Source organism: Streptomyces sp. NPDC052721 (assembly GCF_040678315.1).
Taxonomy (GTDB): domain Bacteria; phylum Actinomycetota; class Actinomycetes; order Streptomycetales; family Streptomycetaceae; genus Streptomyces.
In genome coordinates this window covers 92,667-105,161 of record NZ_JBFATL010000004.1, presented here as the reverse complement: position 1 = coordinate 105,161, position 12,495 = coordinate 92,667, and the positions used below count along the sequence as shown (strand labels likewise).

Genomic DNA, 12,495 nt, shown 5'->3' with positions numbered 1-12,495 from the left:
AGTGCGCAACCGCTGTGGAGAAGACGAGCGAGTGCACTGTCAGACTAGGTACATATATGACCGTTATGTGTGATTGTGTTTGTGTGTCTTCCGAGGGTTGTGCGCAAGTTGTCCACAGCTCGGGCGCCCGTGGTGGCTGAAGTCGGGCGACCCGGTCAGAATTTGGGCATGAGGAGGGGATGAACCGGGCTTCGCCCACCGGGTGCGGCCGACGCGAGCGAGTCTGCGACAGCGGGAGGCAGCGGTGAGGACAGCGACTCTGGGACCGGCGCAGCGCGCCGGGGCACTGGCGGCGATGGCGGAGCGCGAGCTGGACGTGCTGGTGGTCGGCGGCGGGGTGGTGGGCGCCGGCACCGCGCTGGACGCCGTCACCCGTGGCCTGTCCACCGGCCTGGTCGAGGCCCGCGACTGGGCGTCCGGCACCTCCAGCCGGTCCAGCAAGCTGATCCACGGCGGCCTGCGTTATCTGGAGATGCTCGACTTCGCCCTGGTCCGCGAGGCCCTCAAGGAGCGCGGTCTGCTGCTGGAGCGCCTCGCCCCGCACCTGGTCAAGCCGGTCCCGTTCCTCTACCCGCTCCAGCACAAGGGCTGGGAGCGGCTGTACGCGGGCTCGGGCGTCGCGCTGTACGACGCGATGTCCATGGCCCGAGGACACGGCCGGGGCCTGCCCATACATCGCCACCTCACCCGCCGCCACGCCCTGCGCGTGGCCCCCTGCCTGAAGAAGGACGCCCTGGTCGGCGCCCTGCAGTACTACGACGCCCAGATGGACGACGCCCGCTTCGTCGCCACCCTGGTGCGCACGGCCGCGTCCTACGGCGCGAACGTGGCCAACCGCGCGCGCGTGACCGGGTTCCTGCGCGAGGGTGAGCGGGTCGTCGGCGCCCGGGTGCAGGACGTGGAGACCGGCGGGGAGTACGAGATCCACGCCCAGCAGGTCGTCAACGCCACCGGCGTGTGGACCGACGACACGCAGGCCATGGTCGGCGAGCGCGGCCGGTTCCACGTCCGCGCCTCCAAGGGCATCCACCTGGTGGTGCCCAAGGACCGCGTCCACTCCACCACCGGCCTGATCCTGCGCACCGAGAAGTCCGTCCTCTTCGTCATCCCCTGGGGCCGGCACTGGATCATCGGCACCACCGACACCGACTGGGACCTGGACAAGGCCCACCCGGCCGCGTCCAGCGCCGACATCGACTACCTGCTGGAACACGTCAATTCGGTGCTCGCCGTGCCGCTCAGCCGCGACGACGTACAGGGCGTGTACGCGGGGCTGCGCCCGCTGCTGGCCGGCGAGTCCGACGCCACCAGCAAGCTGTCCCGCGAGCACACGGTCGCCCACCCGGTGCCGGGGCTGGTGGTCGTGGCGGGCGGCAAGTACACGACCTACCGGGTGATGGCCAAGGACGCCGTCGACGAGGCCGTGCACGGGCTCGACATGCGCGTGGCCGACTGTGTCACGGAGGAGACCCCGCTGCTCGGCGCGGAGGGCTACCAGGCGCTGTGGAACGCGCGGGCGCGGATCGCCGCGCGCACCGGACTGCACGTGGTCCGCGTGGAGCACCTCCTGAACCGGTACGGCTCCCTGGCCGAGGAGGTCTTGGACCTCATCGCCGCCGACCCCGCGCTCGGCGAGCCGCTGCACGCCGCCGACGACTACCTGCGCGCCGAGGTGGTGTACGCCGCCTCGCACGAGGGCGCCCGACACCTGGACGACGTCCTCACCCGCCGCACCCGCATCTCCATCGAGACCTTCGACCGGGGCGCCCGCAGCGCCCGCGAGGCGGCCGAGCTGATGGCACCCGTCCTCGGGTGGGACGAGGACCAGATCGCCCGCGAGGTCGAGCACTACGAGAAGCGGGTGGAGGCCGAGCGGGAGTCCCAGCTCCAGCCGGACGACCAGACGGCGGACGCGGCGAGGCTTGGCGCGCCGGACATCGTGCCGCTGTAGCAGCAGCCGACGTTCACTCGAACGAGTGGCCGCTTTCGGGATCTCTGCTCGAACCCGGGCCGTTCTACCAGGTGCGAGGGCGGAACTCGGCGGCGAGCAGCGCGGGTTCGAGGCGAGGGTCTGCGGCATCAGGGACACCGGTATGGACAGGACTGTCCGAAGCGTCGGCGTGCCGGTTCCTCCCTTCTTACGACCCATCATCCCGGTAAGCGGAACGCCCACTTCATAAGGGCTTCCCGGGCGGCGGGACCGGGCCCGGGCCAGGGGCACCCTGGGCGTCGGCCACTTGTCGGGTGAGAGACAATGGAGGCTCTGTCAGGGCGGGTTGTATGAGGGGACGCATGTCGGAGGCGGAGCGGGCGGGTACATCTCGTCAGGAGACTCGTCAGGACAAGAACGAGCGGCGTCTCCTCGCGGGGCGGTACCGGCTGGGAGACGTGCTGGGCCGTGGCGGTATGGGCACGGTCTGGCGCGCCGAGGACGAGACCCTGGGCCGGACGGTCGCCGTCAAGGAGCTGCGGTTCCCGTCGAACATCGACGAGGAGGAGAAGCGGCGCCTGATCACGCGCACCCTGCGCGAGGCCAAGGCGATCGCCCGGATCCGCAACAACAGCGCGGTGACGGTCTTCGACGTGGTCGACGAGGACGACCGGCCCTGGATCGTCATGGAGTTGGTCGAGGGCAAGTCCCTCGCCGAGGTCATCCGCGAGGACGGCGTGCTGGAGCCGAAGCGCGCCGCCGAGGTGGGGCTCGCCATCCTCGACGTGCTGCGCTCCGCGCACCGGGAGGGCATCCTGCACCGGGACGTGAAGCCGTCCAACGTGCTCATCGCCGAGGACGGCCGGGTCGTGCTCACCGACTTCGGTATCGCGCAGGTCGAGGGCGACCCGTCCATCACCTCCACCGGCATGCTCGTCGGCGCCCCCTCCTACATCTCCCCGGAGCGAGCCCGTGGCCACAAACCGGGACCGGCGGCCGACCTCTGGTCGCTCGGCGGCCTGCTGTACGCGGCGGTCGAAGGCACCCCGCCCTACGACAAGGGCTCGGCGATCGCCACGCTCACCGCGGTGATGACCGAGCCCCTGGAGGAGCCGAAGAACGCGGGACCGCTGCGGGACGTCATCTACGGCCTGCTGACCAAGGATCCGGCCAAGCGGCTGGACGACGCCGGGGCCCGGGCCATGCTCAGCGCGGTGATCCACGCGCCCGAGCCGAAGCCGTTGGACGCCACGCAGGTGGTTCCGCTGCCGGCGCAGTCCGGTGGGCCGGAGGGCAAGCGGGGCGAGGAGGCCGGGGAGAAGCTGCGCGGCGCCCTGCGGTCGGTCCGCAAGGCGGCCGGGGCGGCCACGGCAGCCGCGTCCGTGCGGACCAAGGGCGGGAGCGAGCCGGCCGCGCCGGGGACGGGTGGCGCGGTGGGCGCCGGGGGCGTGGTTCCCGGTGGGGCGCGGCCCGGGTTCTCCGGTGGGCCGGGGGCTGGATCCGCCGCGCGGCCGGGCGGTCCGGCGCCGAGTGCCGCTGGTGTGGCGAACTCCAGCGCGAACAAGCAGAGTTCCGGCTGGCCCGTGGTGCCACCGCCGGACCTGGACCTGCCGACGCGGCCGGTGCCGAGGGCTCCGCTGACCGATGTGGTGCCCCGGCGGACGCTGATCGTCATCGCCGTGATCGTCGCCCTCGCGGTGCTCGGTACCGTGCTGGCCATCGCCCTGAGCGGTGACGACGGCAAGGGCGACAAGAGCGGCGCCAAGGCCGTGCCCAGTGCCGGTGCGTCCGCCAAGCGGGACAAGGGCTCGGGCGGCGACACGGACACCGGAACCCGGACGGACGGAGCGAGTTCGGCCTCCGCGAGCACCGGATCGACGGCTGGCGCCGGGGCGAGCCGGACCGCCGGCACCGACGCCGGCACCGACTCCGCCGGCGGCTCCGGCTCCTCCGGCTCGAAGGACGGCGGGAGCGCCCCGGTGGTCTCCACCCGCAAGGGCGGCCAGGGGTACGCGATCGGGCTGCCCAAGGGGTGGAAGTACCGGTCCAGCGGGGCCGCCGGTGACCGCTACACCGGGCCCGACGGGCAGAAGCTGCTCGTCGCCTGGACCGGCACCCCCAAGGACGACCCGGTGGCGGACTGGAAGAACCAGGAGCGCTACATGGTGCGCTCCCAGTACCACAGGATCCGCATCGAGAGGGTGGGCTACCGCGGCTGGAACACCGCCGACTGGGAGTTCACCTACGTCGAGGGCGGCACCGAGTACCGCACGATCGACCGGGGTTTCGTGGTGAACGACCACCTCGGTTACGCGCTGATGTACACCGCGAAGGACGCCGACTGGCACGGCGAACTCCGCAAGGACACCTGGAAGACGTTGACGAAGTCCTTCAAATCCAAGTCGTAGGTGCCGTACGCCGGTTTGGTGCGTGAGAATCCGTCATCCTCTCAATGCGGGTTGCCTCCGGCACGTATCGTGAAGGGTCGCGGACCGTATGCGGCCGCATGCGTGTGCGAAACGGGTCGTGAGGCGAACGGATGTGACCAACCGGGCGGCCGGGGGAGGCAAAGTGGACGACTACGCGGGTCGGGTGCTCGCCGACCGCTACCGCCTGCCACTGCCGCCGTCCGACGAGTACGAACTCACCGAGACCCGCGCCTTCGACACCTACAGCGGTCAGGAAGTCCTCGTCCGGCAGGTGCCGTTGCCGGAGGTCGTCGAGGCCGAGGTGCTCGACGCGGAGGGGCTGCCCGCCGGGTTCACCGCACGGGAGCGCGCGTCCCGCCGGGCGCCGGAGGCGAGGACCGCCACCCGGCAGCCCGCCGATCCGGCGGTGCGGCGTGCCGTCGAGGCCGCGCAGGCGGCGGCCGGCATCCCCGACCATCCCCGGCTGGACCAGGTCTTCGACGTGTTCGCCGAGGGCGGGTCCCTGTGGATCGTCAGCGAGCTGGTGAACGCGCGTCCGCTGGCCGCCCTGCTCGCCGAGAGGCCGCTGACGCCGTACCGGGCGGCCGAGGTCGCCTCCGACGTGCTCATGGCGCTCCGGGTGCTGCACGCCCATGGCTGGGTGCACCGCAACATCACCGTCCGCACGGTCCTCGTCTGCGACGACGGCCGCGTGATGCTGACAGGCCTCGCGGCCGGCGCGGCGGAGGAGGCGCTGTGCGGATACGACCCGGTGCCGGCTCCCGACGGCCAGGACGGCGGCACGGGGGAGGGGTTCGGCGCCGAGCCGGGTCCCGTCGGCGGCGCGACCATGGGCGTCGGCCCCGGCACGGGGGCCGGCCAGGTCTCCGCGGGCTCCGGGGGCGATACGAGCGGCGTGGACGGAGGGCCGGCCGCGGACGTCGATCCCGAGGCCGCCCGGCGGGCCGCCATCCAGGCGCGGGCGGCCGGAGGGCTCCCGGCGCCGGGGCCGATCGGCGTCCCGGGCGCGGTGGGCCGGCCGGCTCTGGAGAGCGGTGCGGACATCCGGGCCGCCCGGGCCGGGGCCATCGCCGCGTACCGGGCGGGCGCCCGGGCCGCCGCCCGGGTGCACGAGGCCCAGCAGGGGGGACGCGCCGCCCTGCCCGGCGCGCGGCCACCCGCCGAGGACGACACCGACACCGGCGCGGCACCGTCGTACCCCTCCGGGGAGAGCACCGGCACCACGGCGCCGCCCGGCCCGATGGCCGACCCCTACGGGGTGGGCGGCGCCCCCTGGCACGGCGCCGCACCGCGCCCCGGCTCCGGCGGCACGCCCCCGCCCCCGGACGGCGCGGCCCAACGGCCGGGCCTGCCGACGGCGGAACCCGGTACCGGGCAGGTGTCCGTGCCGGGTCAGGGGTACGGGCCGGGACGGCAGGCGTCGGCGCCTGGCCGGGGTTACGGCCCAGGGCCTGCGTCGGCACCGGGTGGTGAGCGGAGTCGGCAGGCGCGGGGGGTGCCGGGGTCCGGCTACCCGGGCGCCACCCCGTCGTACTCCGAACTCGCACCCGCCCCCGCGTCCGGCACCGGCCCCGCGGCTGCCTCCGGCGCCGGTCTTTCCGTGCCGCCGGGCGGTGGCTGGGACCAGCCCGGGGCTGTGCGTCGTGGGCCCGGGACCGCGCTCGCCGCCGAGCGGGCGCGGCAGGTGCGGATGACCGTGGTGGGGCCGGTGACCGAGCGCTGGGCGCCGGAGCAGGCCGGGCCCGTGCACGAGAACTGGCAGCTGGCGGCGCCGATCGGCCCGGCCACCGACCTGTGGGCGCTGGGCGCGCTGCTGTTCCGGGCCGTGCAGGGGCATGCGCCGTACCCGGAGGAGTCGACGGCCGAGCTGGTGCAGCTGGTGTGTGCCGAGCCGCCCGCCTTCGCCGAGGAGTGCGGACCGCTGCGGCCGGTCGTGGAGTCGCTGCTGCGCCAGGACCCCACCGAGCGGCCGGACGTGGAGGAGCTGAGCGGCTGGCTGCGGTCGCTGGTGCGGTCCGCGCCCGAGCCGGACGCCGGCGCTCATGTCGTCCCCACGCCGCCCGCCGATCCGAGCCGGCTGCCGATCGTCCGGCGCCGTGGCGAGCTGGTGCGCCGGCGGCGCGCCGGGCTGCCCGCCGCCCATCACGGCCGGCACAAGCGGGCCCGGGAGGGGGCGCGTTCGCCGCGCAGCCTCGGGCGGACCCTGCTCCTGCTGATCCTGCTCCTGCTGGCCGGCGCGATCGCGTACGCGATGCTCTTCATGCCGAAACAGGGCGAGAGCGGCGCGGCGGGCGGCGACCGTACCGGCGGCGCCGGGCAGACCGGCGCCGCGCCGTCACACACCCCGCGGCCCTCCACCGGGCAGAGCGCGCCGGGCGGTGACGCCTCCGCGCCCGCGACCGAGACACAGACGGGCGGGGACCCCGCCGTCCCCGACGGGTTCACCCTGCGCAAGGACCCGGACGGCTTCCGGGTCGCCGTCGCCAAGGGCTGGGAGCGCACCCCGAAGAACGGCAGCGGCCAGGTGGTCTACGCGCACGGGACCTTCCAGCTGATCGTCGTACCGGGGCGGGACGGCACGTCCGCGTACGGCAGCGATCCGATGGCTTATCAGCGGGACAAGGAGCGCGAACTCCAGCCGTACCGCGACTCCAGCTGGGCCACGGCCACCGGGCTGCGGACCATCGAGGTGGGCGGACGGACCATGGCCGAGGGGCAGTTCACCTGGACCGACGGGCAGGGCCGGGACCTGTTCGTGCGGAACATGGCGCTGTTGCTGAACGGCCGCTATCACGTCGTCCAGGTGCGCGGTCCGGAGGCGGAGCGGGACGAGGTGACGCGGTTGTACGAGCAGGCTACCGCGACGTATCGCTACACCGGTTGAGCAGCGTGTATCCGAAGCCGGGCCGTGTCGGTGCGGTTCCCGCTCTCGTGCGGAAATGACCATCGTCACAGTGCGGTTTCCTTGGCACCCCACTGGTTCCCTGGGGGCAGGCCGGTCCTTAGTCTGACCCTGTCAAGAGCATTGCGGGGCAACGTGAATCAGATGCAGGGCCTGCTCATAGCGGGCCGCTACCGGCTCGCCGACTCCATCGGCAGCGGCGGCATGGGCCGGGTGTGGCGCGCCCACGACGAGGTGCTGCACCGGAAGGTCGCCATCAAGGAGTTGACCGCCGCGCTCTACGTCTCCGACAGCGACCGGGCCGTGCTGCTCGCCCGTACCCGGGCCGAGGCCCGGGCCGCCGCGCGCATCAACCACTCCGCCGTCGTCACCGTGCACGACGTCCTGGAACACGACGGCCGCCCGTGGATCGTGATGGAGCTGGTCGAGGGCGCCTCGCTGGCCGACACGGTCAAGGAGCGGGGCCGCGTGGAGCCGGCGGAGTCCGCGCGGATCGGGCTGTGGGTGCTGCGGGCGCTGCGCGCCGCGCACTCCGCCGGGGTACTGCACCGGGACGTCAAGCCCGGCAACGTCCTCCTCGGCGCGGACGGCCGGGTCCTGCTCACCGACTTCGGCATCGCCCAGATCGAGGGCGACACCACCATCACCCGCACCGGAGAGGTCGTCGGCTCGGTCGACTATCTGGCCCCGGAGCGGGTGCGCGGCCACGATCCCGGCCCGGCCTCCGACCTGTGGGCGCTCGGCGCCACGCTGTACACGGCGGTCGAGGGGCGCTCGCCGTTCCGGCGGACCTCGCCGCTGAGCACCATGCAGGCGGTCGTCGAGGAGGCGGCGGACGAGCCGCGCCACGCGGGTCCGCTCGCCCCGGTCATCGCCGCGCTCCTGCGCAAGGATCCGGCCCGGCGGCCGGGCGCGGAGGAGGCCGAGCAGATGCTCGCCGAGGCCGCCGAGGGCCGCCGGCCGCGCGCGGCGCAGGCCTTCGTCCCGACCCAGGGGTCGGGCCTGTCCACAGCCACCGACCACCGCCAGGGCCCGGTCCCGGGTGCGCCCTCACCCGGCCACGGCCACGGCGGCGGCACGACAAGCGGCGGCTACGGCTCCGGTACGTCGGCCACCGGCTACGGTTCGGGCGGATCGGGCCAGGGCTACGGCTCCGGTACGTCGGCCACCGGCTACGGCGCGAACTCCTCCGGCCAGGGCTACCACTCCGGCGGCCCGACGGCCGCGTACGGTTCCGGAACCCCCGCCTCCCCCTACGGACCCGGATCCCCCGCGCCCGCACACGACCCGGGTTCCGTCGGCGCGTTCACGGTCCGTGGACCGGTGCCCGCCCGGCCCCGCCGGCGGCTGCGCACCCTCGCGCTGGTCGTCGCCGTGGCCGCGGTGCTCGGCGGTGCCGGGGCGGTGGCGATCCAGCACTGGGGCAGGCAGGGCCCCGCGGCCGGCGGCGATGTGAGCCCGGCGCCCGCCGACAGCGACACAGCCGCGGCCGACGGCACGCTCCCCGCGGGCTGGACGACGTACCACGACCCGCTGGGCTTCAGCCTCTCCCTGCCCAAGGGCTGGAAGCGCAAGGTGTACGGCATCGAGGGCGACCTCAAGCAGATCGACTACACGCCCGACAACGGCAAGCACTTCGTCCGCATCGCCATCGACGGCTCACCGGACTTCGCCGACCCCCTCTCCCACCAGCAGGACCTGGAGCAGCAGCTCCAGCGGCTGGTCGACTACCGGCGCGTCACGATGAAGGAGAACGTCTACCGCGACCGCAAGGGCGCCCGGTGGGAGTACACCTGGACCGCGCTGAAGAAGGACCCGCCGTACGTCCCCGGGCCGCGGCACGCGGTCGAGGAGACGTACTTCTCGCGCCAGGGCACCGAGTACGCCCTCTACATGTCCTCGCCGGCCGAGGACTGGGCGACGACCAGCAAGCAGTTCACCTGGGTGCTGCGCGGCTGGCAGCAGCCGGACGAGGGCTGAACCGGCTCCGGCGGTGGCCGGGTCGGCCGAAAATGGCAGGCTGACCGGTGTGTCTTGGCCGGTCGGTGTCCCGGGGAGCACGGGTCCCGTGCGGCATGATGGGCGCATGGGGACCGAGGGAGCCGGCTTCCGGCTGATCGCGGGCCGTTACCGCCTGGAGGAACGCATCGGGCGCGGCGGCATGGGCGTCGTGTGGCGGGCGAGCGACCAGGTGCTGGGCCGTCAGGTGGCGGTCAAGGAGCTCCTGCCCGACGACGCGCTCCCGGACGACGACGCGCGCCGCCGCCGTGACCGTACGTTCCGCGAGGCGCGCGCGGTCTGCCAGTTACGGCACCCGCACATCATCGTCGTGCACGACGTGGTGGAGCAGGACGAACGGCCCTATCTCGTCATGGAGTTGATCGACGGTGGTTCGCTCGCCGACCGGATCGACCGGGACGGGCCCGCCGACGCCGTCGAGGCCGCGCGCATCGGCATCGCCCTGCTGAGCGCGGTGCGCACCGCGCACGAGGCGGGGGTGCTGCACCGGGACATCAAGCCCGCGAACGTGCTGATCGAGTCGGGCACCGACCGGGTCGTCCTCACCGACTTCGGTATCGCGCAGGTCGAGGGCGCCACCACGCTCACCGAGACCGGCTCGTTCGTCGGCTCGCCCGAGTACACCGCGCCCGAGCGGATGTCCGGGCTGCGCACCGGGCCGGAGTCCGATCTGTGGTCGCTGGGCGCGCTGCTGTGCACGGTGCTCAGCGGCGAGTCGCCGTTCCGGCGCGACTCGCTCGGCGGCATCCTGCACGCCGTCGTCTCCGACGACATCCGCCCGCCGGCCGAGGCCGAGCCGCTGCTGCCCGTCGTCCTGGGGCTGCTGGAGCGCGACCCGGACCGGCGGCTGGGCGCGGCGGACGCCGAGCGGATGCTGTGGACGTATCTGGAGACCGGCCGGACGCCGCCCGCGCCGGGCGATCCGGGCCCGGCGGGGGCGCACGGCGGCGGGCTCCTCCACCGGATCGGCGGGAGCCTCACGCCGAAGTCCCCGGGACCGTACACGCCCACCCAGCGGGATCTGCCCCACGGCGGACCGCTGCCGGCCACCCCGGTCCGGCCGTCGCTCGAACCGCCCCCGGCGCGCTCGTCCCCGCGCGGCCTGCTGGTCGCGGCACTGCTCGTCGCCGCGCTGGCCGGGGCCGGCGTGTCGGCCGCGGCGCTGCTGCTGCACGGGAACGGGGACGGGGGCGGCGGCACCCCGGGCGGTACCGCGACGAGTCCGGCGACCCGGACCGGCACGGGAGGCACGGCGGTGTCCCCGTCACCGACCGGGAGAGGCACAGGAGGTACGGCCGTCTCCCCGTCGCCGACCGGGACCGGGCCGGCACCGTCCCTCAGCGCGTCGCCCACCGCCGGCGCCGACTCGCGCACCGCGCCCTCCGGTTACCGCACGGCCCGTGACCCGGCCGGCTTCTCCCTCGCCGTACCGGAGGACTTCGCCCGCAGCCGGCAGGGCTCACGCGTCTTCTACCTCTCGCCGGGCGAGACCTTCCGCCTGGGCATCCGGGTCGGCGGGCCCCAGCCGGGCGGCCCCGAGGCGGCGATGAACCGCTCCGCCGCCGACGGCCCCTCCACCAACCCCGGGTACCACGACGGCCGGGTCATCCGGACCACGCACCACGGACACCCGGCCGCGCTCTGGGAGTTCACCTGGGACGGCTTCAGCGCGGCGGAGGGCCCGCGCCACACCTACGACCTGTGCTGGGAGGAGAACGGCCGGCTGTACGACGTGTGGGTGTCGGCGCCGGTCGGGAAGGTGCGGGAGGCCCGGGAGTACTTCGACGTGGCGGTCGACACGTTCTCGGTCACGGGTGTGTGACCGGTGCGCCCTCCCGGTGGCTGCGGGCGGCGGGGAGGCGGTAGAGATGACGCATGAGCAGTGACGGGGGGACCGGCCAGGCGGCCGACGACACGACGAGCTTCGTTCTGCAACCGCCCCAGCCACGGATCGCTCCGCGACCCCGGTCGCAGCCGGGGCCGGTCGCGGTGCCTCCCGCGGAACTGGCAGCGGGTGCTGCGACGGGCGGCGGAGGAACGGGCGTTGGTGGTGCCGGCGCACTTCGGCGGGGACGGGGCGGTAGAGGTGCGGGAGACCGCGCACGGCTTCAGCCCGCACCGGTGGGCCGCGTGACCGCCCGGCCCCGGTTCCCCAGCCCTGTTTCCGCCCTCCCGCTTCGACAACGGCGTGGTGCGCAGGGTACTGATGTGACATGACTGAAGACGGCGAACACCCGCCCGACGCACGTCTGATCGGCGGTCGTTACCGGCTGGCCGGGCGTCTCGGATCCGGGCCGTCCGGGACGGTGTGGCGCGCCCGGGACGAACAGGGCGAGGCGCTGGTCGCCGTCAAGGAGCCCCTGCTGCCCGGCGATCCGGCCGCCGACGAGGACAGCCGGCGCATCGCGCACCGGCTCCACCACGAGGCCCGCGCCGCCACCCGGGTGCGGCACCCCTCGGCCGTGACGGTGTACGACGTCGTCACCGAGGACGGCATCCCCTGGATCGTCATGGAGCTGGTGGCCGGCGAGTCCCTGCGCGAGGTGCTGCGCCGCGGCCCGCTCCCCGCCGAAGAGGCCGCGCGCATCGGGCTCGCCGTGCTCGGCGCACTGCGCGCCGCCCACGCCGTCGGCATCGTGCACCGGGACCTCAAACCGGCCAACGTGCTGCTGGAGTCCGGCACCGGGCGGGTCGTCCTCACCGACTTCGGCATCGGCGACGGGCACGCGGAGGAGGCGCCCGCCGGCTTCGTCGCCCCCGAGCGGGCGGCGGGGCCCGGCGCCGGCCCGGCCTCCGACCTGTGGTCCCTGGGAGCCCTGCTCCGCGCCACCCTGGGCGACACGGACCCCGGCCCGCTGGGCCCGCTGCTGGACCGGCTGCACGCCGACGAGCCGGCGGCCCGCCCGGACGCGGCGGAGGCCGAGGCCGCACTCCGTGACTGCCTGGGGCTCACCGCCGTACCGGAACCGGCGCGGGAACCCCGCCCGCCCGCCGCCGGGCTGGCACCGGCCTCCCACCCGGCACCCGAACCCGCGCCCGAGCCCGCACCGGCCCCCCGCCGCACCCCCCTCACCGCCCTGGGTCTCCTCCTCGCGAGAAAAACCGAGGCCGACCGACCGCACGGCGCTGCCGGCCCAACGCGCTGATCAGCGCAATCGCTGCCAGTGATGACTGGCACTGTGTGAGCACTCGGTGAATCCCCATTACCGACGGGT

At 74.3% G+C, this 12,495-nt stretch carries 6 protein-coding genes; all 6 read left to right on the top strand.

What is annotated here, in order from left to right; all coding sequences use genetic code 11:
- Positions 1 to 244: 244 nt before the first annotated feature.
- The 6 genes from AB0L21_RS05665 (at position 245) to AB0L21_RS05640 (ending at position 12,426) form a co-directional block, all read left to right on the top strand.
- Complete coding sequence (locus AB0L21_RS05665) at positions 245 to 1,951, top strand: glycerol-3-phosphate dehydrogenase/oxidase (protein ID WP_365782433.1); 1,707 nt, start codon at positions 245 to 247, stop codon at positions 1,949 to 1,951.
- A 341-nt stretch (positions 1,952 to 2,292) separates the two neighbouring features.
- The gene (locus AB0L21_RS05660) at positions 2,293 to 4,338 is read left to right on the top strand and encodes a serine/threonine-protein kinase (protein ID WP_365782431.1); all 2,046 of its coding nucleotides are present in this window, start codon (positions 2,293 to 2,295) and stop codon (positions 4,336 to 4,338) included.
- Between the two features lie 163 nt (positions 4,339 to 4,501).
- Positions 4,502 to 7,243, top strand: coding sequence for a protein kinase (locus AB0L21_RS05655; RefSeq protein WP_365782430.1), 2,742 nt, complete (start codon positions 4,502 to 4,504; stop codon positions 7,241 to 7,243).
- A gap of 162 nt (positions 7,244 to 7,405) precedes the next feature.
- A complete protein-coding gene (locus tag AB0L21_RS05650) occupies positions 7,406 to 9,241 on the top strand; it encodes a serine/threonine-protein kinase (RefSeq protein WP_365782428.1) in 1,836 nt (611 codons plus the stop codon).
- 106 nt (positions 9,242 to 9,347) lie between these two features.
- A complete protein-coding gene (locus AB0L21_RS05645; RefSeq protein WP_365704665.1) occupies positions 9,348 to 11,102 on the top strand; it encodes a protein kinase in 1,755 nt (584 codons plus the stop codon).
- A gap of 391 nt (positions 11,103 to 11,493) precedes the next feature.
- Positions 11,494 to 12,426 carry a serine/threonine-protein kinase gene (locus AB0L21_RS05640; RefSeq protein ID WP_365782426.1) on the top strand — a complete coding sequence of 311 codons (933 nt, stop codon included), beginning with the start codon at positions 11,494 to 11,496 and terminating at the stop codon, positions 12,424 to 12,426.
- Positions 12,427 to 12,495 lie beyond the last annotated feature (69 nt).